The organism is Streptomyces sp. NPDC026538, from assembly GCF_055567535.1.
Genome location: NZ_JBVHQG010000017.1, coordinates 111,567 through 138,075 on the forward strand (window position 1 = coordinate 111,567; position 26,509 = coordinate 138,075).

At 71.4% G+C, this 26,509-nt stretch carries 24 protein-coding genes; 2 read left to right on the forward strand and 22 right to left on the reverse strand.

Translation table 11 applies throughout. The features are described 5' to 3' along the window. Positions 1-130: 130 nt before the first annotated feature. Positions 131-1,549: an RsmB/NOP family class I SAM-dependent RNA methyltransferase gene (locus ACZ4N4_RS43420; protein ID WP_467599652.1), complete on the reverse strand. Its 1,419-nt coding sequence runs from the start codon at positions 1,547-1,549 to the stop codon at positions 131-133. Between the two features lie 84 nt (positions 1,550-1,633). Beyond that, a complete protein-coding gene (gene fmt / locus ACZ4N4_RS43425; RefSeq protein WP_467599655.1) occupies positions 1,634-2,566 on the reverse strand; it encodes a methionyl-tRNA formyltransferase in 933 nt (310 codons plus the stop codon). Positions 2,567-2,841: 275 nt separating this feature from the next. Between fmt and ACZ4N4_RS43430 the strand changes: the two genes are divergently transcribed. Next, positions 2,842-3,390 (forward strand): hypothetical protein, encoded by a 549-nt coding sequence (locus ACZ4N4_RS43430; protein ID WP_450759110.1) that lies wholly within the window; start codon positions 2,842-2,844, stop codon positions 3,388-3,390. A gap of 182 nt (positions 3,391-3,572) precedes the next feature. On the opposite strand, the gene ACZ4N4_RS43435 is transcribed toward ACZ4N4_RS43430, so the two are convergent. From ACZ4N4_RS43435 to pyrR, 14 genes are all read right to left on the reverse strand, one after another. Beyond that, complete coding sequence (locus ACZ4N4_RS43435) at positions 3,573-5,720, reverse strand: primosomal protein N' (RefSeq protein WP_467599658.1); 2,148 nt, start codon at positions 5,718-5,720, stop codon at positions 3,573-3,575. A gap of 404 nt (positions 5,721-6,124) precedes the next feature. Beyond that, positions 6,125-7,333, reverse strand: a complete 1,209-nt coding sequence (gene metK / locus ACZ4N4_RS43440; protein WP_450759106.1) for a methionine adenosyltransferase — start codon at positions 7,331-7,333, stop codon at positions 6,125-6,127. A gap of 239 nt (positions 7,334-7,572) precedes the next feature. Beyond that, complete coding sequence (coaBC, locus tag ACZ4N4_RS43445) at positions 7,573-8,778, reverse strand: bifunctional phosphopantothenoylcysteine decarboxylase/phosphopantothenate--cysteine ligase CoaBC (protein WP_453577106.1); 1,206 nt, start codon at positions 8,776-8,778, stop codon at positions 7,573-7,575. A gap of 128 nt (positions 8,779-8,906) precedes the next feature. Beyond that, on the reverse strand, positions 8,907-9,179 hold the full coding sequence (rpoZ, locus tag ACZ4N4_RS43450) for a DNA-directed RNA polymerase subunit omega (protein ID WP_003982715.1): 273 nt from the start codon (positions 9,177-9,179) through the stop codon (positions 8,907-8,909). 51 nt (positions 9,180-9,230) lie between these two features. Beyond that, on the reverse strand, positions 9,231-9,824 hold the full coding sequence (gmk, locus tag ACZ4N4_RS43455; RefSeq protein WP_453577108.1) for a guanylate kinase: 594 nt from the start codon (positions 9,822-9,824) through the stop codon (positions 9,231-9,233). A gap of 60 nt (positions 9,825-9,884) precedes the next feature. After that, on the reverse strand, positions 9,885-10,208 hold the full coding sequence (locus ACZ4N4_RS43460) for an integration host factor (RefSeq protein WP_003977346.1): 324 nt from the start codon (positions 10,206-10,208) through the stop codon (positions 9,885-9,887). Positions 10,209-10,475: 267 nt separating this feature from the next. After that, the gene (gene pyrF, locus ACZ4N4_RS43465) at positions 10,476-11,321 is read right to left on the reverse strand and encodes an orotidine-5'-phosphate decarboxylase (RefSeq protein WP_467599662.1); all 846 of its coding nucleotides are present in this window, start codon (positions 11,319-11,321) and stop codon (positions 10,476-10,478) included. Continuing rightward, positions 11,318-12,424 carry a quinone-dependent dihydroorotate dehydrogenase gene (locus ACZ4N4_RS43470; protein ID WP_467599665.1) on the reverse strand — a complete coding sequence of 369 codons (1,107 nt, stop codon included), beginning with the start codon at positions 12,422-12,424 and terminating at the stop codon, positions 11,318-11,320. The genes pyrF and ACZ4N4_RS43470 overlap by 4 nt, the downstream gene beginning before the upstream one ends. Before the next feature lie 156 nt (positions 12,425-12,580). Continuing rightward, entirely contained in the window at positions 12,581-15,889 is a 3,309-nt protein-coding gene (gene carB / locus ACZ4N4_RS43475; protein ID WP_467599667.1) for a carbamoyl-phosphate synthase large subunit, read from the reverse strand. Next, positions 15,882-17,024 (reverse strand): glutamine-hydrolyzing carbamoyl-phosphate synthase small subunit, encoded by a 1,143-nt coding sequence (carA, locus tag ACZ4N4_RS43480; RefSeq protein ID WP_467599670.1) that lies wholly within the window; start codon positions 17,022-17,024, stop codon positions 15,882-15,884. Before carA ends, carB begins: the two co-directional genes overlap by 8 nt. Continuing rightward, positions 17,021-17,590: a PH-like domain-containing protein gene (locus tag ACZ4N4_RS43485; RefSeq protein WP_467599673.1), complete on the reverse strand. Its 570-nt coding sequence runs from the start codon at positions 17,588-17,590 to the stop codon at positions 17,021-17,023. Before ACZ4N4_RS43485 ends, carA begins: the two co-directional genes overlap by 4 nt. Further along, positions 17,587-18,873, reverse strand: a complete 1,287-nt coding sequence (locus ACZ4N4_RS43490; RefSeq protein ID WP_467599676.1) for a dihydroorotase — start codon at positions 18,871-18,873, stop codon at positions 17,587-17,589. Before ACZ4N4_RS43490 ends, ACZ4N4_RS43485 begins: the two co-directional genes overlap by 4 nt. A 5-nt stretch (positions 18,874-18,878) precedes the next feature. Then, positions 18,879-19,859: an aspartate carbamoyltransferase catalytic subunit gene (locus ACZ4N4_RS43495; protein WP_453378904.1), complete on the reverse strand. Its 981-nt coding sequence runs from the start codon at positions 19,857-19,859 to the stop codon at positions 18,879-18,881. 85 nt (positions 19,860-19,944) lie between these two features. Next, positions 19,945-20,520 (reverse strand): bifunctional pyr operon transcriptional regulator/uracil phosphoribosyltransferase PyrR, encoded by a 576-nt coding sequence (gene pyrR, locus ACZ4N4_RS43500; RefSeq protein WP_450759090.1) that lies wholly within the window; start codon positions 20,518-20,520, stop codon positions 19,945-19,947. 254 nt (positions 20,521-20,774) lie between these two features. Between pyrR and bldD the strand changes: the two genes are divergently transcribed. Beyond that, complete coding sequence (gene bldD / locus ACZ4N4_RS43505; protein WP_020938842.1) at positions 20,775-21,278, forward strand: transcriptional regulator BldD; 504 nt, start codon at positions 20,775-20,777, stop codon at positions 21,276-21,278. A 262-nt stretch (positions 21,279-21,540) separates the two neighbouring features. On the opposite strand, the gene nusB is transcribed toward bldD, so the two are convergent. The 6 genes from nusB to ACZ4N4_RS43535 form a co-directional block, all read right to left on the reverse strand. Next, complete coding sequence (gene nusB / locus ACZ4N4_RS43510; protein ID WP_360497743.1) at positions 21,541-21,972, reverse strand: transcription antitermination factor NusB; 432 nt, start codon at positions 21,970-21,972, stop codon at positions 21,541-21,543. Between the two features lie 2 nt (positions 21,973-21,974). Then, positions 21,975-22,541 carry an elongation factor P gene (efp, locus tag ACZ4N4_RS43515; RefSeq protein WP_360497746.1) on the reverse strand — a complete coding sequence of 189 codons (567 nt, stop codon included), beginning with the start codon at positions 22,539-22,541 and terminating at the stop codon, positions 21,975-21,977. Between the two features lie 44 nt (positions 22,542-22,585). After that, positions 22,586-23,692, reverse strand: a complete 1,107-nt coding sequence (locus ACZ4N4_RS43520) for a M24 family metallopeptidase (protein ID WP_453577128.1) — start codon at positions 23,690-23,692, stop codon at positions 22,586-22,588. A gap of 227 nt (positions 23,693-23,919) precedes the next feature. Continuing rightward, positions 23,920-24,753 carry a Pro-rich N-terminal domain-containing protein gene (locus ACZ4N4_RS43525; RefSeq protein WP_453577131.1) on the reverse strand — a complete coding sequence of 278 codons (834 nt, stop codon included), beginning with the start codon at positions 24,751-24,753 and terminating at the stop codon, positions 23,920-23,922. Positions 24,754-24,895: 142 nt separating this feature from the next. Beyond that, complete coding sequence (gene aroB / locus ACZ4N4_RS43530) at positions 24,896-25,987, reverse strand: 3-dehydroquinate synthase (protein ID WP_453577133.1); 1,092 nt, start codon at positions 25,985-25,987, stop codon at positions 24,896-24,898. Further along, positions 25,984-26,466: a shikimate kinase gene (locus ACZ4N4_RS43535; RefSeq protein WP_453577245.1), complete on the reverse strand. Its 483-nt coding sequence runs from the start codon at positions 26,464-26,466 to the stop codon at positions 25,984-25,986. The genes aroB and ACZ4N4_RS43535 overlap by 4 nt, the downstream gene beginning before the upstream one ends. Positions 26,467-26,509 lie beyond the last annotated feature (43 nt).

A 26,509-nucleotide genomic window follows, 5' to 3' on the forward strand; every position in this document is an offset into this window, starting at 1 on the left:
CAGGCGATTCGTGCCTGATCGCGCGGTTTCCCGCGCCCCTGACGGGGTGCTGCACCAGGCGCGTCCTTCCAGGACCCCCAGCCGTGGCAGCGGGCGGCACCCTGCACGCGCCGGTAAGCGGAACCCCGCCTCAGCCGGTCCTCCGGATCAGCGCCAGGTACATCGCGTCCGTGCCGTGCAGATGCGGCCACAGCTGGACGTCCGGGCCCTCCCCCAGGGCGGCCACGCCCGGCAGCAGGGGACGCGCGTCCAGCAGCTCCGTCTCCGGCCGCTGCTTGAGCACGTCCTGCACCACCGCCCGCGTCTCCGCCAGATGCGGCGAGCACGTGGCGTACCCGACGACCCCGCCCACCCGCACCGAGTCGATCGCCGTCCGCAGCAGCGCACGCTGCAGCGGAGCGAAGCTGTCGAGGTCCTCGGGCCGACGGCGCCAGCGCGCCTCCGGGCGCCGGCGGAGGGCGCCGAGACCGGTGCAGGGGACGTCCATCAGCACCCGGTCGAAGGTGCCGGGCCGCCACGGCGGCCGTGTGCCGTCGGCGGTGATCACCTGGTACGGACCCGGATTGCCGGACAGCGCCTTCTCGACCAGACCGGCCCGGTGCGGCTGCTTCTCGGCAGCGAGGAGCACGGCCCCGCGCTCCGCGGCGAGCGCGGCGAGCAGCGCGGCCTTGCCGCCGGGCCCGGCGCAGCCGTCGAGCCAGGTCGCGTCAGGGCCGTCGAGCGGGGCGTTGGCGAGCGCGAGGGCCACCAGCTGGCTGCCCTCGTCCTGCACGCCGGCGCGCCCCTCCTGCACGGCCTCGATGGCGCCGGGCTCCCCGCCCTCGCTGAGCCGCACCGCGTACGGCGACCAGCGCCCCGGTACGGCCGCCTCCTCGCCGAGCAGTTCCTCGGGGGTGGCCCGCCCGGGCCGGGCGACCAGCGTCACCTCGGGCCGTTCGTTGTCGGCGGCCAGCAGTTCCTCGATCCCCGCGCGGCCCCCGCCCAACGAGTCCCAGAGCGCGGAGACGACCCACCGCGGGTGCGAGTGCACGACGGCGAGATGGTCCTCGGGGTCCCGGTCGTAGGGCGGTGCGACCCGCGCGAGCCAGCCGTCGAGATCGTCCTGCGCGACCTTGCGCAGCACGGCGTTGACGAACTTGGCACGCCCGTCGCCCAGTACCACCCGGGCCAGCTCGACGGAGGCGGAGACGGCGGCGTGGGACGGGATCCGCGTGCCGAGCAGCTGGTGCGCGCCGAGGCTCAGCACGTCCAGCACCGGCGGGTCGACCTCGCGCAGCGGCCGGTCCACGCACTCGGCGATGATCGCGTCGTACGTCCCCTGCCGGCGCAGCGTCCCGTAGACCAGCTCGGTCGCGAGGGCCGCGTCCCTCCCGTCGAAGTCGCCTTTCTCCCGCGCCTTGCGCAGCAACGGTGGCAGCACGAGGTTGGCGTACGCGTCCCGCTCGTCCACGGCGCGCAGCGCCTCGAAGGCGAGGAGACGGACGGGGTCCTTCTGGGGACGGCGGTAGGGCTTGGCGGGCCGACGCGGCCCCCTGGACTGCTGGCTCACGAAAAAGGTGCTCCGGGTATGAGAATGATGCGACTCCCAGCGTACGCCGCGCACACCGGAAGGCCGCTGCCGAGAAGGGGCGGCTCAGTCGCCGAGGGTCTCTCCGGCGCCGATGCGCACACCGCGCGCCCAGTCGGCCGCCCGCATCGGCTTCTTGCCCTGGGCCTGCACCCAGAGCAGTTCCACGGCGTACGACCCCGTCCCCACGTGCGCGCTGTTCTTCCCGACGGCGATCTCGGCCGGGGCGAGATCGGTCCGCTCGGGCACCGGCGCGACATGGATCAGCTTGAGCCGCTCACCCCGGAAGGTGGTCCAGGCACCGGGGGCGGGAGTGCAGCCGCGCACCAACCGGTCGACCCGCAGCGCGGGCGCCGACCAGTCGACCCTGGCGTCCTCGACGGTGATCTTCGGAGCGAGGGTGATGCCCTCGGTTGGCTGCGGTACCGCCTTGAGCGTGCCGTCCTCGATGCCGTCCATGGTCGCGGCGAGCAGCCCGGACCCGGCGAACGCGAGCCGCGTCAGCAGGTCGCCGCTGGTGTCGGTGGGCCGGATCTCCTCGGTGACGGTCCCGTAGACGGGCCCGGAGTCGAGGCCCTCCTCGATCAGGAAGGTGGACGCGCCGGTGATCTCGTCGCCCGCCATGAGGGAGTGCTGGACGGGCGCCGCCCCACGCCACGCCGGAAGCAGCGAGAAGTGCAGGTTGACCCACCCGTGGGCCGGCACGTCGAGCGCGACCCGCGGCAGCAGTGCTCCGTACGCCACCACCGGGCAGCAGTCCGGCGCGATGGCCTTCAGCCGCTCCAGGAACTCCGGATCGCGCGGCTTCAGCGGCCTCAGCACCTCGATGCCGGCCTCCATCGCCCGCTCGGCCACCGGCGAAGCGATCAGCCTGCGGCCCCGCCCGGCCGGCGCGTCGGGCCGCGTGACCACGGCGGCCACCTCATGCCGCCCGGAGGCGATGAGAGCGTCCAGAGCGGGAACGGCGACTTCGGGGGTACCGGCGAAGACAAGCTTCATGGGCGACTGAGGGCCTCTCGGAGACGACGAACGCGGCAACACACAAGTCTATGCCGCGAACCGCGAGCCGCCGACGGCGATCACCCCCATGGGTCACTCGGCCTCTCCGCGACCGAACGGGCGGTGCGCGGGCGGGAGAACACGGCGTACGCATATGCCCATACGCCCCCACACCGTGACCAGCGGCGCGCCCACGCGTTGGTCAAGGAAGAGTTGACCACAACGGGCCGCATACGCGGCCCATTCCTTTCAACGCCGGTTCGAGAGGCTTGTTCATGGCCGACCACGCAACCCACGACGCCCAGGCCCGGGCCAGCCTGCACTTGTTGGTGCGGGACATCGAGCGGGTCCGCCGGCAGGTGGACGCACTGCGCACGCTCACCGCCCAGTTGGGCAACGTCTACCGCCCGCGCCGCTCCGGCCCCTCCACGGGCTTCGTCGTCTACGGACGCGCCCCCGCCCCGACGGTCCGCCTCGCCCAGGAGCTCCGGGACAGTGTCGAAACCCTGGTCACGGCCGCCGTGGACTTCGACCGCTCACTCGGCTTCTCGTGGGACGCGGTGGGCTCCGCGCTCGGGGTGACCAAGCAGGCGGTGCACCGCCGTTACGGCGCCCGCCGCGCCACGGCCCAGTCGGCACCGGCCGCCGAGACCGAACGGCCGACCGAGCCGTCCGGCGCTCGCGCCCTCAACATGGGCGTCGGCCTGCCCTCGGTGCCCACGGTCCCGGCCGCCCGTTCCATGCCGACCCAGCCGACCGCGGGCAGTCCCACCCTCCGCGACGAGGCGAGGCCAACCGCCTTCCCCGGCCCGCGCAACGGCTGACTCGGACACACCAGGCTCGGACACACCAGGCTCGGACAACGGCTGCCCCAGCACAACGGCTGCCCGCAAGGCGCTGACCCGCCCTCTGCCCTCCCGGCGAACACCCGGGAGGGCAGCCGTCTACCCAGCCACCGCACCCGCCCCTCCCCCACCTCGCCCCCTCCACATGGCTCGCTTTCCCGCTAGCCGATGTCCGGCGGATCGACCCGCACCCGTACGGCCTCCCCGTTCCCCCGCGCCATCCGCGCGGCCTGAGCCGTCTTCAGCGCGGCCGCCAGCGCTGCACCGCTCCCGGGCGGCACCCGTACCAGCACCCGCTCCCAGTGTTCCCCGGGCGGCGGCGCCCCCGGCCGCCGAGGTGCCCCGGCCCGCACCTCGGGCACCGGAACCGGCCCCAACACCTCCGCGTCCGAGGGTAGTTCGGCCGACGCGAGAAACTCCGCGAGCGCCTCCGCCGGACCCGACACCGCCGCCATCCGCGACACCGGCGGAAAACCCAACTCGGCCCGCTCGGCGAGCTCCCGTACCGCGTGCCCGACGGGGTCCCAGCGCACCAGCGCCTGCACGGGCCGCAGCGTCGGCTCCGCGACGACGACCACGGTGCCGCCCTCCTCCTGCGGCCGCACCAGCGCCCCGGCCGCGATCCAGCGCCGCAGCGCGTCCTCGCCGGCCCGCAGATCGGGCCGTCCGAGCATCGCCCAGCCGTCCAGCAGCAGGGCGGCCGCATAGCCGCCCTCGGCGACCGGCTCGGCGCCCGGTGTGCTCACGACCAGCGCGGGCGTCCCCGGCACGGTGTCCAGTACCTGCTCGCGCCCCGAGGTCCGTACGGGCACGGCGGGAAACGCCCGCCCCAGCTCCTCGGCGGTCCGCCGGGCGCCGACCACCTGGGCCCGCATCCGGAAACCACCGCACTCGGGGCAGTGCCAGTCGCTCTCCGCACGCCCGCACCACCCGCACCCCAGCACCCCGGCGTCCCGCGCCTCCAGCGGACCGGCGCAGTGCCGGCAGCGCGCCGGAGCCCGGCACCGGTCGCAGGCCATCCGCGGCACATACCCCCGCCGGGGCACCTGCACCAGCACCGGCCCGTGCCGCAGTCCGTCCCGCACGGCCTGCCAGGCGAGCGTCGGCAGCCGCGCGGCGCGCGCGGCCTCGTCCCGCGCCAGGTCCCCGTCCCCGACCGTCCTGACCAGCGGCGCGGCCCGCCGCACCTGTTCCCTTCCGGCCACCAGGGGCCGCGCCCAGCCGTTCTCCACGAGCTGCGCGGCCTCCACGGTGCAGCTCCAACCCCCCAGCAGAAAGCCGCACTTGTCCAGGGCGGCGCGCAGCAGCAGCACATCCCTGGCATGCGGCTGCGGGGCGTGCTGCTCGCTGTGGCTGTCGTCCCCGTCGTCCCAGATCGCGACGAGCCCGAGGTCCCGTACCGGCGCGAACATGGCGGCCCGTGTCCCCACCACCGCCCGCACCGCACCCCGGCTGACGGCGAGCCACTGCGCGTACCGCTTCTCGGGCCCGGCGTCGGCCGTGAGCAGCGCATGCCGCCCTTCGCCCAGCACTCCGGTCAGCGCGGCATCGACCCGCGCGGCGGCCCGCCCGTCCGGTACGACGACGAGCGCGCCGCGTCCCGAGGCGAGCGTGGCGGCGACGGCCCGGGCGATCTCCTCGCTCCACGCGGGCCCCGGCAGGGCGTTCCACACCGCACGCGGCGCGCCGCCGGAGGCCAGCGACTCGACGAAGGCGGTCCCGTGCTCGTACCGCGTCCAGGATCCGGCCTCGGGCACCGGCGGGGGCGGCAACGGCTCGGGGGACGGCCGCTTCTCGGCCCGTGCGCTGCGCGGCGGCACGGCCAGCTGCAACACGTCCGCGAGGCTCCCCGCGTACCGGTCGGCGACGGCCCGGGCGAGCCGCAGCAGTTCCTCGCTCAGCACCGGCTCGGGCGACACCACCTGGGCCAGCGCGGCCAGCGGCCCCGCGTAGTCGGACTCGTCGAGCCGCTCCACGAGGAACCCGTCGATGAGCCCTCCGCCCTCCCGGCGCCCGTCCCGCACCCGGTGCCGGCCGGCCCCGAACCGCACCCGCACCCGCACCCCTGGCTGTGCGTCGGCGTCCAGCTCGGCCGGGACGGCGTAGTCGAAGTACCGGTCGAGATGGAGCACGCCCTTGTCCACGAGCACCCGGGCGACCGGCAGCCGCTCGGCCAGCGCGGCCCCGCGCCAGGTCCGCGGCTTGGCCCGGGGCACCTTGGCCCCCCGCACACTCTCCCGAATGAGCGCGAGCTGCTCCGGCGGCGCCCCTTCGGCGCCCCCGCCCCCCTGCCCGTTGTCGCTGCTCACGCTTGCATTCTTACCAAACGCCACTGACAAGCGACGCCGCCCGAGATCATTCCGGCCTCGGACCGCCGTACGGCGGTCTTCTGCCTTGGGCCACTCGGCCATACCGGTCCAGAACCGGCAGCAGGATTCGAACCTGCGGGGGATCACCCGGAAGGAAGTATCCGAGACCTGCACACCGGGCGGCGCCGGTGTCCCGAGATCAGCCCGGGCAGCGGTCGGAACACACCAGCTTCACCGCGCGCCCAGAGGCACACTCCACGGAAGTAACCGCAGCCCTCGCACCGGGACGGCACCACCGTACTGATCACCCCGTCACTGCGGCCAGCCGATTTCCGCGCCCCGGGGACGCGACGAAGGCCCGGCTCCCGAAGGGGAGCCGGGCCTTCGTCGAGGTGACTTAGGGGCTACAGGCCCGCGGCCTTGCGCAGGGCGTCCACGCGGTCCGTCTTCTCCCAGGTGAACTCGGGGAGCTCGCGGCCGAAGTGGCCGTACGCCGCGGTCTGGGCGTAGATCGGGCGGAGCAGGTCGAGGTCGCGGATGATCGCGGCCGGACGCAGGTCGAAGACCTCGTCGATCGCCTTCTCGATCTTCTCGGCGTCGATCTTGGCGGTCCCGAAGGTCTCCACGAACAGACCGACCGGCTCGGCCTTGCCGATCGCGTAGGCCACCTGGACCTCGCAGCGGGAGGCCAGGCCGGCCGCGACGACGTTCTTGGCGACCCAGCGCATGGCGTAGGCGGCGGAACGGTCGACCTTGGACGGGTCCTTGCCGGAGAAGGCACCGCCACCGTGGCGGGCCATACCGCCGTAGGTGTCGATGATGATCTTGCGGCCGGTCAGGCCGGCGTCACCCATCGGGCCGCCGATCTCGAAGCGGCCGGTCGGGTTGACCAGGAGGCGGTAGCCCTCGGTGTCGAGCTTGATGCCCTCGTCCAGCAGGGCCTTCAGCTCCGGCTCCACGACGAACTCGCGGATGTCGGGAGCGAGCAGCGACTCCAGGTCGATGTCCGAGGCGTGCTGGCTGGAGACGACGACCGTGTCGAGGCGGACGGCCTTGTCACCGTCGTACTCGATGGTGACCTGCGTCTTGCCGTCCGGGCGCAGGTAGGGGATGGTGCCGTTCTTGCGGACCTCGGAGAGGCGCTTGGACAGGCGGTGCGCCAGGAAGATCGGCAGCGGCATCAGGGTCGGCGTCTCGTCCGTCGCGTAACCGAACATCAGGCCCTGGTCGCCGGCACCCTGCTTGTCGAGCTCGTCGTCGTCGCCCTCGACCCGGTTCTCGTACGCCGTGTCCACGCCCTGCGCGATGTCCGGGGACTGCGCGCCGATCGACACGGACACGCCACAGGAGGCGCCGTCGAAGCCCTTCTTGGACGAGTCGTAGCCGATGTCGAGGATCTTGTTGCGGACCAGCGTCGCGATGTCCGCGTACGTCTTGGTCGTGACCTCGCCGGCCACGTGCACCAGGCCGGTGGTGATCAGCGTCTCGACGGCGACCCGGGAGGTCGGGTCCTCGCGCAGGAGCGCGTCGAGAATGGTGTCGCTGATCTGGTCAGCGATCTTGTCGGGGTGACCCTCGGTAACGGACTCCGAGGTGAACAGGCGACGGGACACAACGCTCCCTGGGGTTGCAGCGGCTGCTGGCTGATCATTGGCGGACGACACGGGGAGCTGCGCCCGGCATCGTCCGAGAACAGTTTATCGGTCGTACTCCGCCGCCGGCCCACCTGTCTCGACACTCGGAAGTGCTGTGACCTGCGGCACGGGCATTCTGCCCAATGAGCGGCGGCGTTGAACAGGGCCCCCACACCCTAATGTGGCGTCGGGGAGAGTTGACAAATGACCGGAAAACGTTAACCCAATCGGGCCGCGGCCAGGTCCCAGACGATGTCGGCGAGGGCCTCCTTGGGCCCGTGCGGCACGGGCGTCTCACTGCCGTCGGCGCCCAGCACCACGGCCTCGTTCTCCTCGGAGCCGAAGGTCTTGCGCTCCCCCACCTCGTTCACCACCAGCAGGTCGCAGCCCTTGCGCGCCAGTTTGGTGCGCCCGTTGGCGAGGACGTCGTCGGTCTCTGCGGCGAAGCCCACGATCACCTGTCCGGGCCGCGCCCGGTCGGCGGAGATCTCCGCGAGGATGTCCGGATTCCGCACCAGGACGATCGGCTCGGGATCCTGGCCGTCCTTCTTCTTGATCTTCCCGGCCGCGTAGACCGCGGGGCGGAAGTCGGCGACTGCGGCGGCCATGACCACGGCGTCGGCGTCGGCGGCCGCCTTCAGCACGGCCTCCCGCAGCTGTACCGCCGTACCGACCGGGACGACGTCCACGCCTGCCGGGTCGGGCAGGCCGGTGGTGTTGGCCGCGACCAGCGTCACCCGGGCGCCCCGCGCGGCGGCGGTGCGGGCGAGGGCGTAACCCTGCTTGCCTGAGGAGCGGTTGCCGAGGAAGCGGACCGGGTCGAGGGGCTCCCGGGTACCGCCGGCGGAGACGACGACGTGGCGGCCGGCCAGGTCGGGCTCCCGCACGCCCCGCGCGAGGACGCGGCGGCAGGCCTCGAAGATCTCTGTCGGGTCGGGCAGCCGGCCCTTGCCGGTGTCGACGCCGGTGAGACGGCCGACCGCCGGTTCGATGACAACGGCGCCGCGACGGCGCAGCGTGGCCACGTTCTCCTGGGTGGCCGGGTGCTCCCACATCTCGGTGTGCATCGCGGGGGCGAAGACGACCGGGCAGCGGGCCGTGAGAAGGGTGTTGGTGAGCAGGTCGTCGGCGAGGCCGTGGGCCGCCTTGGCGAGCATGTCGGCGGTGGCGGGGGCGACCACGACCAGGTCGGCGTGCTGGCCGATCCGGACGTGCGGGACCTCTTCGACGTGGTCCCAGACCTCGGTGGAGACGGGGTTGCCGGACAGGGCGGACCAGGTGGCGGCGCCGACGAAGTGCAGCGCGGAGGCGGTGGGCACGACCCGGACGTCATGGCCCGACTCGGTGAACCTTCTCAGCAGCTCGCAGGCCTTGTAGGCGGCGATGCCACCACTGACCCCCAGCACGACCTTCGGCTTGTCCACCGTCTCTCCCCGCACTCGGCTCCCGTGCACCGGCTCCGGCGCACGACTCCATCACACACCACAGGCCCGACAGTCGGCTGCCGGGCCTGTGGATAAGTCACCTGCAATACGAAAGTACTACTGCAGCACTACTGTGCCGGGCCTTCGACGGCCTCGGAGGTCAGCAGGCCGGCGTTGATCTCGCGCAGGGCGATGGAGAGCGGCTTCTCGTGGACGTGGGTGTCGACGAGCGGACCGACGTACTCCAGGAGACCCTCGCCGAGCTGCGAGTAGTACGCGTTGATCTGGCGGGCACGCTTGGCCGCGTAGATCACGAGGCTGTACTTCGAGTCGGTGGCCTCGAGGAGCTCGTCGATCGGAGGGTTGATGATGCCCTCGGGCGCGGTGATGGAAGAGGACACGCTCTGCCTTCCGATGGATGGGAAAGATTCAGTCTGAATGATCAGAGACGATCACACAACGTCCATCAAGGCTAGCAGCTCGCGCGCCACGTCCTCGACGGAGGTGTTGACCAGCGTCTCGTCGAACTCCGGCTCCGCCGCCAGTTCGATCTTGGCAGCCTCCAGACGGCGCTCGATCACCTCGGGCGGCTCGGTGCCCCGTCCGGTGAGCCTGCGCACCAGCTCCTCCCAGGAAGGAGGCGCCAGGAACACCAGCCGGCCTTCCGGCATGGACTCGCGGACCTGCCGGGCGCCCTGGAGGTCGATCTCCAGCAGCACCGGCACACCGGACTCCAGGTGCTCCAGCACCGCCTGCCGCGGGGTGCCGTAGCGGTTGCCCGCGAATTCGGCCCACTCCAGCAGCTCGCCGTTGGCGATGAGCTTGTCCATCTCCTCGTCGGAGACGAAGAAGTACTGCACTCCGTGCTTCTCGCCCGGGCGGGGCTTGCGGGTGGTCGCCGACACCGAGAGCCAGACCTCGGGGTGCACCTTGCGCATATGGGCGACGACCGTGCTCTTGCCGACCCCGGAGGGGCCGGAGAGCACGGTCAGCCGCGGACGTACGTCCGGGGGCTCGGGGGTCGTCCCCCGGAATGTTGCAGCCATGCAGCGATTATTCCAGCAATCGCAGGTTGCCCGGGACGTGCGTCCCGGACGGCCCGGTGATCAGGAGCCGGTGCTGCCGAACTCGCGCTCCAGGGAGGCGATCTGGTTGGACCCGAGGCCACGCACCCGGCGACTCTCGGAGATCCCGAGTCGCTCCATGATCTGCTTGGCGCGGACCTTGCCCACGCCCGGCAGGGACTCGAGCAGGGCGGAGACCTTCATCTTGCCGATGACGTCGTTTTCCTGACCCTGCTTGATGACCTCGTGGAGAGAGGCGCCGGAGTGCTTGAGTCGATTCTTGACCTCGGCCCGCTCCCGGCGAGCCGCGGCGGCCTTTTCGAGCGCGGCTGCGCGCTGTTCAGGGGTAAGGGGCGGAAGAGCCACGCCTACGTCACCTCGGATGTCGAACTGTCGGATACGGACCGGTGAGGAACCTAGTCGGCCCACACCTGGGGAGCTACGAGCAACACGCTTGCCCGTTGACTCTGCTCGGAGACTAGCGGGCAAGTCCGCCGGAGTCAGCGAGAACAGCGGAAAAGTCCTGGTCAGCCTCCGTCAGGCCAGACATTTCAGACATACTGCCCCGGATTTGAGGATGTATTCACGCTCCGGCCCTCGTCGAAGTGCTCACCGGAGCACTCCTCGGAGTCCTCACCGACCTGCGAGGACATCCCGGATCTCGCCCGCGAACCGCTCCGCGGCCGCCCTCAGGGCCCCGACATCGGGACCGTGACGCAAAACACCTCGGCTCACGTTTGGAACCACGTTGCGCACCGCCGTCCCGAAGACCGTGGGAAGGTCGGCGGCCGTCGCCCCCTGCGCCCCGACACCCGGCGCGAGCAGCGGGCCGTTGATGTCGAGCTCGTACGACGACAGGTCGCCGACCGTGGCACCGACGACGGCGCCGAAGGAGCCCAGCGGCTCCTCCCCGGCGTTCTCGGCGGCCAGGTGGGCCAGCATGGTCGCGCCGACCGTCCGGCCGTCGCCGCGCACCGCGTGCTGTACCTCCGGGCCCTCCGGGTTCGAGGTCAGCGCCAGTACGAAGAGGCCGGCCCCGCTCTCCCGGGCCAGCGCCACGGCCGGGCTGAGCGAGCCGTAGCCGAGGTACGGCGAGACGGTGAGGGCGTCCGAGAACAGCGGCGCGTCCTTGCTCAGGAAGGCCTCCGCGTACCCGGCCATGGTGGAGCCGATGTCGCCGCGCTTGGCGTCCATGACGACCAGCGTCCCGGCGTCCCGTGCCTCCTGCACCACCCGCTCGAGGACGGCCACCCCGCGCGAGCCGAACCGCTCGAAGAACGCGCTCTGCGGCTTCATGACCGCGACCCGGTCGGCCACCGCCTCCACGACGGTACGGCTGAACCGTTCAAGCCCCGCCACGTCGTCGTTCAGGCCCCACTCGGCGAGCAGCGAGGCGTGCGGGTCGATGCCGACGCACAGCGGACCGCGCTCGTCCATCGCACGGCGCAGCCGCGCGCCGAAGGGTTCCAACGGGCTCATACGGTCTTCCTCACATCGGCGCCGACCGCGTCGGCGAGGGTGGCGTACGGGCTGGTGCGCAGGCGGGCCGCGAGCCCCTTGTGGAGGTCGCGAGCGTAGAACGGCCCCTCGTAGATGAAGGCGCTGTAGCCCTGGACCAGCGTGGCACCGGCCAGGATGCGCTGCCAGGCGTCCTCGGCGGTCTCGACGCCGCCGACACCGACCAGGGTGATCTGGTCGCCCACGCGCGCGTACAGGCGCCGCAGGACCTCCAGGGACCGCGCCTTCAGCGGCGCCCCCGAGAGCCCTCCGGTCTCCTTCACCAGCTCGGCGTCGGAGCGCAGCCCGAGGCCCTCCCGCGCGATGGTGGTGTTGGTCGCGATGATCCCGTCGAGCCCCAGCTCGACGGCCAGGTCGGCGACCGCGTCGACGTCCTCGTCGGCGAGGTCCGGCGCGATCTTCACCAGCAGCGGCACCCGGCGGTTCGCCGCCACACGGTCGGCGGCCTCGCGCACGGCCGTCAGGAGCGGACGCAGATGGTCGACGGCCTGGAGGTTGCGCAGGCCCGGCGTGTTGGGCGACGACACGTTCACGACCAGGTAGTCGGCGTACGGCGCGAGCCGCTCGGCGGACTTCACGTAGTCGCGGACCGCCTCGGCCTCGGGTACGGCCTTGGTCTTGCCGATGTTGACGCCCACGACGGTCCTGAAGACGGGCTCACGGGTCGCCAGCCGCGCGGCGACGGTCAGCGATCCGTCGTTGTTGAACCCCATCCGGTTGATCAGCGCCCGGTCGGCGACGAGCCGGAACAGCCGCTTCCTGGGATTCCCGGGCTGCGCCTCACCGGTCACGGTCCCGATCTCGACGTGATCGAACCCGAGCATCGACATCCCGTCGATCGCGACGGCGTTCTTGTCGAATCCCGCGGCCAGCCCGAAGGGCCCGTGCATCCGCAGCCCGAAGACCTCGGTGCGCAGTTCCTTGTAGCGCGGCGCGAGCGCGGCGGCGACGAAGGCACGCAGCACGGGAACGCGAGCGGCGAGCCGGATCCACCGGAAGGCGAGGTGATGGGCCTGCTCCGGGTCCATCCGCTTGAAAAAGAGGTTGAAGAAGATCTTGTACATGGAGTCCTCATGCGGAGGGGGACACCGATGTACGGTGCCCCCCATGTCGACAGCTGGGCAACGCGCCCCCGAAGGGGCACGGGGCGGTGCTCAATATGCGGCTCCGCCGCGTGGGCGCGGCCGGCCCCCACCGGCCCGCAGCTTCACTACGGCCTCTCAGACCCTCGCGGCCGTCAACCTCTCCGCATGCTCCTGGAGCGACCGCACCCCCACGTCGCCGTGGTTCAGCGCATCGATCCCCTGCACAGCCGCCGCCAGCGCCTGCACTGTCGTCAGACACGGCACCGACCGGGCCACCGCGGCCGTCCGGATCTCGTACCCGTCCAGGCGACCCCCGGTGCCGTACGGGGTGTTGACGATGAGGTCGACCTCGCCGTCGTGGATGAGCTGGACGATCGTCCGCTCGCCGTTCGGCCCGATGCCGTCCGACTGCTTGCGCACGACGGTCGCGTTGATGCCGTTGCGCTTGAGCACCTCGGCCGTGCCGGACGTGGCGAGCAGTTCGAAGCCGTGGGCGACCAGCTCACGCGCCGGGAAGATCATCGAGCGCTTGTCGCGGTTGGCGACCGAGATGAACGCACGGCCCTTGGTGGGCAGCGGCCCGTACGCCCCCGCCTGGGACTTGGCGTAGGCCGTACCGAAGACCGAGTCGATGCCCATGACCTCGCCGGTGGAGCGCATCTCCGGGCCGAGCACGGTGTCGACGCCGCGGCCCTGGATGTCGCGGAACCGCGACCACGGCATGACCGCCTCCTTGACGGAGATCGGCGCGTCGAACGGCAGCTCACCGCCGTCGCCGCGGGCCGGCAGCAGGCCCTCGGCGCGCAGCTCCGCGACGGTCGCGCCCAGCGAGATCCGGGCGGCGGCCTTCGCCAGCGGCACCGCGGTCGCCTTCGAGGTGAAGGGGACCGTACGGGACGCGCGCGGGTTGGCTTCGAGGACGTAGAGGATGTCCCCGGCCATCGCGAACTGGATGTTGATCAGACCGCGCACGCCGACGCCCTTCGCGATGGCCTCCGTCGAGGCCCGCAGGCGCTTGATGTCGAAGCCGCCCAGCGTGATCGGCGGCAGGGCGCACGCCGAGTCGCCGGAGTGGATACCGGCCTCCTCGATGTGCTCCATGACGCCGCCGAGGTACAGCTCCTGGCCGTCGTACAGCGCGTCGACGTCGATCTCGATGGCGTCGTCCAGGAACCGGTCGACGAGCACCGGCCGGGAGGGGCTGATCTCGGTCGACTCGGCGATGTAGGCGGCGAGGCGGGTCTCGTCGTAGACGATCTCCATGCCACGCCCGCCGAGGACGTACGACGGGCGGACGAGCACCGGGTAGCCGATCTCGTCGGCGATGGCCTTCGCCTCGGCGAACTTGGTGGCGGTGCCGTGCTTGGGAGCCGGCAGCCCCGCCTCCGCGAGGACCCGGCCGAAGGCGCCCCGGTCCTCGGCCGCGTGGATGGCCTCGGGGGACGTGCCGACGATCGGCACCCCGTTGTCCTTCAGCGCCTGCGCCAGACCCAGCGGGGTCTGGCCGCCCAGCTGCACCACCACGCCGGCGACCGGACCGGCCTGCTGCTCGGCGTGGACGATCTCCAGCACGTCCTCCAGGGTGAGCGGCTCGAAGTACAGCCGGTCGGAGGTGTCGTAGTCGGTGGAGACGGTCTCCGGGTTGCAGTTGACCATCACGGTCTCGTACCCGGCGTCCGACAGCGCGAAGGACGCGTGTACGCAGGAGTAGTCGAACTCGATGCCCTGGCCGATGCGGTTGGGACCGGAGCCCAGGATGATGACGGCCGGCTTCTCGCGCCGGGCGACCTCGGTCTCCTCGTCGTAGGAGGAGTAGAAGTACGGCGTCTTCGCGGCGAACTCGGCCGCGCAGGTGTCGACCGTCTTGTAGACCGGGCGGACCCCGAGCGCGTGCCGGACCTCGCGGACGACGTCCTCGCGCAGCCCGCGGATCTCGCCGATCTGCTGGTCGGAGAAGCCGTGCCGCTTGGCCTCGGCGAGCAGGTCGGGGGTGAGTTCGGCGGCGGCCGCCAGCTCGTCCGCGATCTCCTTGATCAGGAACAGCTGGTCCACGAACCACGGGTCGATCTTCGTGTACGCGAAGACCTCCTCGGGCGTGGCGCCCGCGCGGATGGCCTGCATGACGGTGTTGATCCGGCCGTCGGTGGGCCGTACCGCCTCGTGCAGCAGCGCTTCCTTGTCGCCGGGCTCGCCGACGAAGGTGAACTGGCTGCCCTTCTTCTCCAGCGAGCGCAGCGCCTTCTGGAAGGCCTCGGGGAAGTTGCGTCCGATGGCCATCGCCTCGCCGACCGACTTCATGGTCGTGGTCAGCGTGGAGTCGGCCTGCGGGAACTTCTCGAACGCGAAGCGGGGGGCCTTGACGACCACATAGTCGAGCGTGGGCTCGAAGGAGGCAGGGGTCTCCCGCGTGATGTCGTTGGGGATCTCGTCGAGCGTGTAGCCGACGGCCAGCTTGGCGGCGATCTTCGCGATCGGGAAGCCGGTGGCCTTGGAGGCGAGCGCCGAGGACCGCGACACGCGCGGGTTCATCTCGATGACGATGACCCGGCCGTCCTCGGGGTTCACCGCGAACTGGATGTTGCAGCCGCCCGTGTCGACACCGACCTCGCGGATCACGGCGATGCCGATGTCCCGCAGGATCTGGTACTCGCGGTCGGTCAGCGTCATCGACGGGGCGACGGTGATCGAGTCACCGGTGTGCACGCCCATGGGGTCGAAGTTCTCGATGGAGCAGACGACCACGACGTTGTCGTGCTTGTCGCGCATCAGCTCCAGCTCGTACTCCTTCCAGCCGAGGATGGACTCCTCCAGGAGCACCTCGGTGGTGGGCGAGAGGGTCAGGCCCTGGCCGGCGATCCGGCGCAGTTCCTCCTCGTCGTGGGCGAAGCCGGAGCCGGCGCCGCCCATGGTGAAGGAGGGACGGACCACGACCGGGTAGCCGCCGAGTTCGTCGACCCCGGCGAGCACCTCGTCCATGGTGTGGCAGATGACCGACCGCGCGGACTCGCCGTACCCGATCTTGCGGCGGACCTCCGCGACCACGTCCTTGAACTGGTCGCGGTCCTCGCCCTTGTGGATCGCCGCCACATTGGCGCCGATCAGCTCGACGCCGTACTTGGCGAGGACGCCGTTCTCGTCCAGCGAGATGGCGGTGTTGAGCGCGGTCTGGCCGCCCAGGGTGGGCAGCAGGGCGTCGGGGCGCTCCTTGGCGATGATCTTCTCGACGAACTCCGGGGTGATCGGCTCGACATAGGTCGCGTCGGCGATCTCCGGGTCGGTCATGATCGTCGCCGGGTTGGAGTTGACCAGGATGACCCTGAGGCCCTCGGCGCGCAGCACGCGGCAGGCCTGGGTGCCGGAGTAGTCGAACTCCGCGGCCTGGCCGATGACGATCGGGCCGGAGCCGATGACCAGGACGGACTGGATATCGGTGCGCTTAGGCACGCTGGCCCTCCATCAGAGAGACGAAGCGGTCGAACAGGTAGGCGGCGTCATGCGGGCCGGCTGCCGCTTCGGGGTGGTACTGGACAGAGAAGGCCGGCTGGTCGAGCAGCTGCAGCCCCTCCACGACGTCGTCGTTCAGGCAGACGTGGGACACCTCGGCGCGACCGAACTTCGTGTCGCTGACCTTGTCGAGCGGCGCGTCCACGGCGAAGCCGTGGTTGTGCGCGGTGACCTCGACCTTGCCGGTCGTACGGTCCTGGACCGGCTGGTTGATGCCCCGGTGGCCGTACTTCAGCTTGTAGGTGCCGAAGCCGAGCGCGCGGCCGAGGATCTGGTTGCCGAAGCAGATGCCGAAGAGCGGGGTCTTCCGTGCCAGGACTGCGGTCATCAGGGCCACCGGGCCGTCGGCCGTGGCCGGGTCACCGGGGCCGTTGGAGAAGAAGACGCCGTCGGGGCCGACGGCGTACACGTCCTCCTCGGTCGCGGTCGCGGGCAGCACGTGCACCTCGATGCCGCGCTCGGCCATCCGCTGCGGGGTCATGCCCTTGATGCCGAGGTCGATGGCGGCGACGGTGAATCGCTTCTCCCCGACCGCGGGGACGACGTACGTCTCCTTGGTCGCGACCTCCTCGTAGAGGCTCGCGCCCTTCATGTGCGGCTGGGCCTGCACGCGCGCGAGGAGCTCGGAGTCGGTGGCGATCGCCTCGCCCGAGAAGATGCCGGAGCGCATCGAGCCGCGCTCACGGAGGTGGCGGGTGAGGGCGCGGGTGTCGATCCCGGAGATGCCGACCACGCCCTGCGCGACCAGCTCGTCGTCCAGGGAGCGCCGGGCACGCCAGTTGGAGGGCACCCGCGAGGGGTCGCGCACGACGTAGCCCGAGACCCAGATGCGGCTGGACTCGTCGTCCTCGTCGTTCCACCCCGTGTTGCCGATCTGCGGGGCGGTGGCGACGACGATCTGGCGGTCGTAGGACGGGTCGGTGAGGGTCTCCTGGTAGCCGGTCATGCCGGTGGAGAACACGGCCTCGCCGAAGGTCTCCCCCACGGCCCCGTAGGCGCGGCCGCGGAAGATCCGGCCGTCCTCCAGGACGAGTACGGCGGGAGTCTTGGCGGCTCCCCTTGTGGAGGTCGTCATCGTTCGGCGCCTTCCGTGCTGGGTGTCTTGATCATGGAGTTGAGGGCGTCGACCCACTCGGTGTGCTCGGCCGCGTGGTCGGAGCGGAATCCGGAGTCGATCAGCCGGTCGCCGTGCTGCCAGGTCACCACGAGCAGTCCGCCCTCGGTGAGGACCTTGCCCGCGATGCCCTTGCCGAGCAGGGCTTCGCGGAGCGCTGCGGCGGGGATGAAGAAGTCGGTCGCCCCGGGGCGTACGACGTCCAGGCCCGCGTCGGTCAGGGTGAGCTCGACCCGGCTGCGGGAGCCGAGGCCGCGGGCCACGATGCGGTCCAGCCACTGCCCGGCGGTGGTGGAGCCGTGGTAGCGGCCGCTCATCGTCAGTCTGGCCGCGCCGGGGTCGTCCGGCGCGCTGGGCAGCTCGGGCAGGTCACCCTGGAGGGTGCCGCGCCATTTCCAGCCCTCGCGCATCAGCCAGTAGACGAGCGCCACGAAGAGGGCGAGCCCGACGAGCCAGCCGATGCGCGCGGACCAGTCGGTGACCGCGGCCGACTTCTTCTCGTCGGCCAGCAGGATCAGAGGTGTCACGTCAGCTTCCCGTCCACGAGCGTCGCCTTGCCCCGCAGCCACGTGTGGGTGACACGGCCCGGCAGCTCGCGTCCCTCGTAGGGGGTGTTGCGGCTGCGCGAGGCGAAGCCCGCGGGGTCCACCTCGCCACGGTATTCCGTGTCGACGAGCGTGAGGTTGGCGGGCTCACCTGCCGAGACGGGCCGGCCGTGACCGGCGGCCCGTCCGATCCGCGCGGGCTTGACGGACATCCGGTCGGCGACGCCGGCCCAGGTCAGCAGTCCGGTGGCCACCATGGTCTCCTGCACCACCGACAACGCGGTCTCCAGCCCCACCATCCCCATGGCGGCGGCGGCCCACTCGCAGTCCTTGTCCTCGTGCGGGTGCGGGGCATGGTCGGTGGCGACGATGTCGATGGTGCCGTCGGCGAGCGCCTCGCGCAGGGCCAGGACATCGCGCTCGGTGCGCAGCGGCGGGTTGACCTTGTAGACCGGGTTGTAGGACCGCACCAGCTCGTCGGTGAGGAGCAGGTGGTGCGGGGTGACCTCGGCGGTGACGTCGATGCCCCGGGACTTGGCCCAGCGCACGATCTCGACGGATCCGGCGGTCGAGAGGTGGCAGATGTGGACGCGGGAGCCGACGTGCTCGGCGAGCAGGACATCCCGGGCGATGATCGATTCCTCGGCCACCGCCGGCCAGCCGCCGAGGCCCAGCTCGGCGGAGACGACACCCTCGTTCATCTGGGCGCCCTCGGTCAGCCGCGGCTCCTGCGCGTGTTGGGCGACGACCCCGCCGAAGGCCTTCACGTACTCCAGCGCGCGTCGCATGATCACGGCGTCGTCGACGCACTTGCCGTCGTCGGAGAAGACGGTGACCCCGGCGGCCGACTCGTGCATGGCCCCCAGTTCGGCGAGCTTCTTGCCCTCCAGGCCGACGGTGACGGCGCCGATGGGCTGGACGTCGCAGTAACCGTGCTCCTGGCCGAGCCGGTAGACCTGCTCGACCACACCGGCGGTGTCGGCGACCGGGAAGGTGTTGGCCATGGCGAACACGGCCGTGTAGCCGCCGGAGGCAGCCGCGCGGGTGCCGGTCAGCACGGTCTCGGAGTCCTCGCGGCCGGGCTCGCGCAGATGGGTGTGCAGGTCGACCAGGCCCGGCAGCAGCACCTTGCCGGCGGCCTCCACGACCTCGGCGCCCTCGGCGGACAGCCCGCTGCCCACCGCCTCGATGAGCGCACCGTCGATCAGGACGTCCTGCGGCTCACCGCCGAGCACCTTCGCACCACGGATCAGGATCTTGCTCATGGGTCTTACTTCTCCTCGATGGTGCGGGCGTGGCTGACGGCGGGTTCGTTGCCGCCGAGCAGGAGGTAGAGAACGGCCATCCGGATGGAGACTCCGTTTGCGACCTGCTCGACCACGGTGCAGCGGTCGGAGTCGGCGACCTCGGCGGTGATCTCCATGCCGCGGACCATCGGGCCGGGGTGCATCACGATGGCGTGCTCGGGCATCCGCGCCATGCGGTCGCCGTCGAGGCCGTACCGCCGTGAGTACTCGCGCTCGGTCGGGAAGAACGCGGCGTTCATGCGCTCGCGCTGGACGCGCAGCATCATCACCGCGTCGGACTTGGGGAGGACGGCGTCGAGGTCGTACGACACCTCGCAGGGCCAGTTCCCGACGCCGACCGGCACCAGGGTGGGCGGGGCGACCAGGGTGACCTCGGCGCCGAGGGTGTGCAGCAGGTCGACGTTGGAGCGGGCGACCCGGCTGTGCAGGACGTCGCCGACGATCGTGATGCGCTTGCCGGCCAGGTCCTGCCCTATCCCGGCGTCCCGGCCGACGAGCCGGCGGCGCATGGTGAAGGCGTCCAGGAGGGCCTGGGTGGGGTGCTGGTGGGTGCCGTCGCCGGCGTTGATCACGGCGGCGTCGATCCAGCCGGAGGTGGCGAGGCGGTAGGGGGCACCGGAGGCGCCGTGCCGGATGACGACGGCGTCGACACCCATCGCCTCCAGGGTCTGGGCGGTGTCCTTCAGGGACTCGCCCTTGGAGACGCTGGACCCCTTGGCGGAGAAGTTGATGACGTCCGCCGACAGCCGCTTCTCCGCGGCCTCGAAGGAGATCCGGGTCCGGGTCGAGTCCTCGAAGAAGAGGTTGACCACGGTGCGGCCGCGCAGGGTCGGCAGCTTCTTGATCGGCCGGTCGGCGACCCTGGCCATCTCCTCGGCGGTGTCGAGGATCAGGACGGCGTCGTCGCGGGTGAGGTCGGCGGCCGAGATGAGATGACGCTGCATCTGTCAGGCTCCGTAAGGCAGTTCACATATCGGGAGGTTACGGGCAAGCGTGGGCGCACCGGTGCGGTGCGGGCCCCTGGGCTTGCTACGGGGTCGGCTTCACACCGAGCAGCACGGTGTCGCGACCGTCCTCCTCGGTGAGCAGGACCTTGACCGTCTCCCGCAGCGACGTGGGGAGGTTCTTGCCGACGTAGTCGGCGCGGATGGGCAGTTCGCGGTGGCCGCGGTCGACGAGGACCGCGAGCTGGACCGCGCGCGGGCGCCCGATGTCGTTCAGGGCGTCGAGGGCGGCTCGGATGGTGCGGCCGGAGAACAGCACGTCGTCGACGAGGACGACCAGTCTGCCGTCGATGCCGTCACCGGGGATCTCGGTGCGGGCCAGCGCACGCGGCGGGTGCATGCGCAGGTCGTCGCGGTACATCGTGATGTCGAGCGAACCGACGGGCATCTTGCGGTCGGTGATCTCCTCCAGCTTTGCGGCGAGCCGCCGGGCGAGGAAGACACCGCGGGTCGGAATGCCGAGGAGCACCACGTCGTCGGCGCCCTTGGCGCGCTCGACGATCTCGTGGGCGATGCGGGTCAGTACCCGCGCGATGTCGGGCCCTTCGAGCACGGGCCGGGCATCGGATGCCGGAAGGTCGGGCTTTACCTGCTTGTCCATACGAAACGGACCCCCTTCTCCGCCTCACGGGACGGACCTTAAAGGACGTCGGATTTGCGCCATCCACGCTATCAGGTGCCGGAGAGGCTCCCGATCACCCCCTTGGCGTAATCGGCCATCGCCACCGCGGAAGAGTCGGTGCGGACCATTCGGCTTGACGCGAGAGAGTAACGCTGCGTAACCTCACAGTGAGTTACCAGCCGCGCGGCGGGAACCAAAGGCCGGCCGCGTCGACACAGTGTCCGGGGAGCTATATGTCCAGCGAATACGCCAAACAGCTCGGGGCCAAGCTCCGGGCCATCCGCACCCAGCAGGGCCTTTCCCTCCACGGTGTCGAGGAGAAGTCCCAGGGTCGCTGGAAGGCCGTGGTGGTCGGTTCGTACGAGCGCGGCGACCGTGCCGTGACCGTGCAGCGGCTTGCCGAGTTGGCGGATTTCTACGGGGTTCCGGTGCAGGAGCTGCTGCCGGGCACCACCCCTGGCGGCGCCGCCGAGCCCCCGCCGAAGCTGGTTCTGGACCTGGAGCGGCTGGCCACCGTGCCGGCCGAGAAGGCGGGCCCGCTGCAGCGCTACGCGGCGACGATCCAGTCCCAGCGCGGTGACTACAACGGCAAGGTGCTGTCGATCCGCCAGGACGACCTGCGCACACTGGCCGTCATCTACGACCAGTCCCCCTCGGTCCTCACCGAGCAGCTGATCAGCTGGGGCGTCCTGGACGCGGACGCGCGCCGCGCGGTCGCCACTCACGAGGACGCCTGACCCCCACAACGCCTTAGCAGAAACGTGCCGCCGGACTGGCCGGAACCCGATGGTTCCGGTCGGCTCGGCGGCACTCTTCGCATCACGGGGCCGAGGTTTCGACCTGGAGAGCTGCCTACAGACCCAGCAGGGCGGGGAACTGCGCGACAGGCCCCACACGGCCCGCAGCCGCCCTACCAGCGCACCACCCACCCCATTGGGCACACGGACGCCGGAGGGCCCGCAGCAGGCGCACGCTGCAGGCCCTCCGGCGTTTTTCGGCTCACGCCTCCCGGCGCAGCGACGGCTTCAGCTCCTTCAGCCGCCCCAGCAGTCCGTTGACGAACGACGGCGACTCGTCCGTCGAGAACTCCTTCGCCAGCTGCACCATCTCGTCGAGGACGACCGCGTCCGGCGTCTCGTCGACCCAGATCAGCTCGTACGCCCCGAGGCGCAGGATGTTGCGGTCGACGACCGGCATCCGGTCGAGCGTCCAGCCGACCGCGTACTGGGCGATCAGCTCGTCGATCCGCCGCTCGTGCTCGGCGTAGCCCTCGACCAGCTGCATCGTGTATTCGCTCACCGGCGGCTGCCGGGTGTCGTCCCGGGAGAGCCTGATCCAGTCCGCGAGAACGGTCAGGACGTCGGCCCCGCGCTGGTCGCCCTCGAAGAGGATCTGGAAGGCGCGCTTGCGGGCCGTGTTGCGGGCAGCCACGGTTAGCTGTTCACCCGGCCGAGGTAGTCGCCCGTGCGGGTGTCGACCTTGATCTTCTCACCGGAGGTGATGAAGAGCGGGACCTGGATCTCGTAGCCGGTCTCCAGCTTGGCGGGCTTGGTGCCGCCGGTGGAGCGGTCGCCCTGGACGCCCGGCTCGGTCTCGGCGATGGTCAGCTCGACGGCGGCCGGCAGCTCGACGTAGAGCACCTGGCCCTCGTTCTGCGCGACCATGGCCTCGAAGCCCTCGATCAGGAAGTTCGCGACGTCACCGACGGTCTTGCGGTCGATGTGCAGCTGGTCGTACGTGTCCATGTCCATGAAGACGAAGTAGTCGCCGTCCATGTACGAGAACTGCATGTCGCGCTTGTCGACGTTGGCCGTCTCGACCTTGACGCCGGCGTTGAAGGTCTTGTCGACCACCTTGCCGGACAGCACGTTCTTCAGCTTGGTGCGCACGAAGGCCGGGCCCTTGCCGGGCTTGACGTGCTGGAACTCGACGACGGACCAGAGCTGGCCGCCTTCGAGCTTGAGCACCAGGCCGTTCTTGAGGTCGTTCGTGGAAGCCACGGTTGCGGAATCTCCTGGACTGACGTACGACCCCGGGTCACGCGCTACAGCGCGAGCAGCTCCTTGGTCGTGATGGTGAGTAGCTCGGGTCCGCCGTCCGCCTCAGGGCGTACGACGAGCGTGTCATCGATCCGGACACCGCCCCGGCCCGGGAGGTGAACCCCCGGTTCGACGGTGACCGGCACGCAAGCGTCCAGTTTACCCATGGACGACGGGGCGAGCTGCGGGTCCTCGTCGATTTCGAGTCCGACGCCGTGCCCCGTGAGGGGCTGCAGCCCTTCGGCGTAGCCCGCGGAGTCCAGCACCTGGCGTGCGGCGCGGTCCACGTCGCGGTAGGCGGCTCCCGGTACGAGACCCTCCCGGCCGGCCCGCTGAGCGGCGAAGACGAGGTCGTAGAGCTCGATCTGCCAGTCGGCGGGCGAGGTGCCGATGACGAAGGTCCGGCCGATCTCGCAGCGGTAGCCGCGGTAGGTGGCGCCGAGGCAGACGGAGAGGAAGTCACCCTCCTCGACCCGCCGGTCGGTGGGGCGGTGACCGCGGCGGCCCGAGTTCGGTCCGGTCGCCACGGAGGTGGGGAAGGCCGGGCCGTCGGCGCCGTGGTCGACCAGGCGGCGCTCCAGCTCCAGCGCGAGGTGCCGTTCGGTGCGGCCGACGAGGATCGACTCCAGCAGCTCGCCGAGGGCCTGGTCGGCGATCTCGGCGCCGATCCGGAGGTACGAGATCTCCTCCTCGTCCTTCACGACCCGGAGCTGCTCGACGGCGCTGCCGAGGTCGCTGAGGCGCAGGCTCGGGGCGACCGAGGAGAGGGCGCGGTGCCGGGTCACCGTGAGGTGGTGCTCCTCGACGGCGAGGGCGTCGGCGTCCTGGGCGGCGGCGAAGTCGGCGGCGGCCACGGCGGGGTCACCGCCGGGTCCTTCGAGGAGGTGCTGCCTAAGGGCGTCGTCGGGGCGGGCCTCGGTGGGGCGGTCGTCCTGCGGGCCGGGGCTGACGAGGAGGTCCTCGCGTCGGCCGAGCAGCAGGACGGAGCCGGCGGGGGCGGCGCCGGCGAGGTATCTGACGTTGGCCGGGCGCGAGACGAGGGCGGACTGGCAGCCGGCCGCGTTGCATCGTTCCCTCAGCCTGGTTCGGCGGGTCGCGTACACGTCTGACATGAGTCGAGCGTAGGAGTCGCGGGCGGTTTGTGCCGGTTGAGGGGGCCGAGTGGGGTGGCGGGGCGCCGTTGCGGGGTGCGGGTCCGTGGACTTTTTTACGCAGTTCCCCGCGCCCCTGAAGTGACCGGTCGTCCGCCGGCTGCGGACCGGTGGGGTGCCCGCGTGCACCCGGTGGAGCCGCGGCTCCATGCGGCGCCGCGCCCTTGGGGACGTGGCAGCCCCGCCTGCTACCAGCTCGGCGGGCTCGCTATCGCCCTCGCCAGGACCTCGTCCAGCACGCGGGCCGTGCTGGGCACGTCCAGCTGGGAGTTGTCGATGATCGGGAGGCCCGAGCCGTACCAGCCCGCCATGCGGCCGTGGATGCGGGCCACCTCCTCGTCGGTGAGGCGGCGGTTGCCGGTGCGTTCGGCGTTGCGCTCCAGGACGATGTCGAGGCCGGGGAGGAGGACGACCGGGAGGAGGCCGGGGCCGACATGCCGCTTCCAGCCGCCGAGGCCGACGACCGGGCGGTCCGGGAAGACCGCGTCGTCGAGGATGCACGAGATGCCGTTGGCCAGGAAGTTGCGCGCGGCGAAGCCGCAGGTGCGGCGGGCCAGGCGGTACTGGGCCTCGGAGTTGTCGTTCCAGCCGGACTGGGGGTCGGCGAAGCCGGAGCGGACCCATTCGCGGACGTCGTCGAGGCTGATGTGGGCCGTGGGGACCCTGCGGTGGTCGGCCCAGTACTTGGCCACGCTGGTCTTGCCCGCACCCGCCGGGCCGATGAGCAGGACGGCCAGGGTGGTGGTGGTCGGGTCGGGCGCGGTGGTCGCGGCCGGGGGTGCGGTGGGGATCCCCACCGGAGCGCCCGGCGGCAGCGGGACATGGCCCGTGGCGTCGGGGGGCGGCGGGGCCGAGGGCAGGGCCGGCGGCGGAACCGACGGCTGCGGGGGCGCGGCCGGTGGCGGCGGCACGGGCGCGGGGCCCTGCGGCGCTCCCGGATGGTGTGCGGCCGGCGGCCAGCCGGTCGGTCCCTGCCCCGGCTGATGGGGCGGCGGCAGCGGAGATCCCACTGCGTGCTGCATCCGGTGCCACTCCGTCTCGTCATGTGCGGCTGCGCTCGTTACCGAACGGTACCGCCCCCGGTCGTCGTTTGGTGAAACGGCCGGGGGCGGTACGAAGTGCCCGAGCCACGAGGCGAATCGGGCGGAAGGGTCAGCTGCGGACTTACTGCCCGACCTCGCCGTAGGCGGCGAGCAGCACGGCCGGATCCGGGCCCTCCAGGACGGTGGGCTTGGCGAGGCCGTCGAGGACGATGAAACGCAGCAGGTCGCCGCGGGACTTCTTGTCGACCTTCATCGTCTCGACCAGCTTGGGCCACTGGTCGTAGCGGTAGTGCAGCGGCAGGCCCACCGATTCGAGGATCGCGCGGTGGCGGTCGGCTGTGGCGTCGTCCAGGCGTCCGGCCAGCCGGCCGAGTTCGGCGGCGAAGTGCATGCCGACGGCGACCGCGGCTCCGTGCCGCCACTTGTAGCGCTCGTTCTTCTCGATGGCGTGGCCGAGCGTGTGGCCGTAGTTGAGGATCTCCCGCAGGCCCGACTCCCTGAGGTCGGAGGAGACGACCTCGGCCTTGACCCGGATGGAGCGCTCGATCAGCTCGGCCGTGTGCGGGCCGGCCGGGGTGCGCGCGGCCTCGGGGTCGGACTCGATGAGCTCCAGGATCGCCGGGTCGGCGATGAAGCCGGCCTTGATGACCTCGGCGAGCCCGGAGACGTAGTCGTTGACCGGGAGGGAGTCCAGCGCGGCCAGGTCGCACAGCACACCGGCGGGCGGGTGGAAGGCGCCGACCAGGTTCTTGCCCTCGGCGGTGTTGATGCCGGTCTTGCCGCCGACGGCCGCGTCGACCATGGCGAGGACGGTGGTCGGGACGGCGATCCAGCGGACTCCGCGCAGCCAGGTGGCGGCCACGAAACCGGCCAGGTCCGTCGTCGCCCCGCCGCCCACGCCGACGATGACGTCGGAGCGGGTGAACCCCGACTGGCCGAGCGCCTTCCAGCAGTAGGCGGCGACCTCGGCGGTCTTGGCCTCCTCCGCGTTGGGCACCTGGATGGCGACGGCCTCGTAGCCCTGGCCGGCCAGGTCGGCGCGGAGCGCGTCACCGGTCTCGGCGAGCGCCTCGGGGTGGATCACCGCGACCCGCTTGACCCTCTCACCGATCAACCCGCCCAGCTCACCGAGCAGTTGACGGCCCACCAGGACCTCGTACGGCTCGGTGCCCGCCGTGCCGCCGACCTGGATCCGGGTGACTGCCTCGCTCATGCTTCCTTCAACTCCAGTGCGTCCAGCGCTGCTTGGGTGACCTCTTCGGGCGTACGCCCGTCGGTCGCGACGACGGCCGAGGCGACCTCCTCGTACAGGTGCCGACGCGCCTCCATCAGCTCCCGCCACTGCTTGCGGGGGTTGATGGCGAGCAGCGGCCGGGCCGCGTTCAGGCCGGTGCGCTTCACGGCCTCCTCGACGTCCATCGAGAGGTAGACCACCCGCCGGCCGGCCAGCAGCGCACGCGTGTCCGCGTCGAGGATCGCGCCCCCGCCGAGCGCGAGGACGCCCTCGTGCTCGGTCAGCGCCACCCGCACCGCACGCTTCTCCATCTCACGGAAGACCGCCTCGCCCTCGGCCACGAAGATGTCGGCGATGGCACGGCCCTCGGCGGTGACGATGTCCTCGTCGGTGTCGCGGTAGCCGACGCCGAGCCGCCCGGCGAGCAGTTCCCCGACCGTGGACTTGCCCACGCCCATCGGGCCGACCAGCACCACCAGCGGTGCGCCGCTCACCGGATCG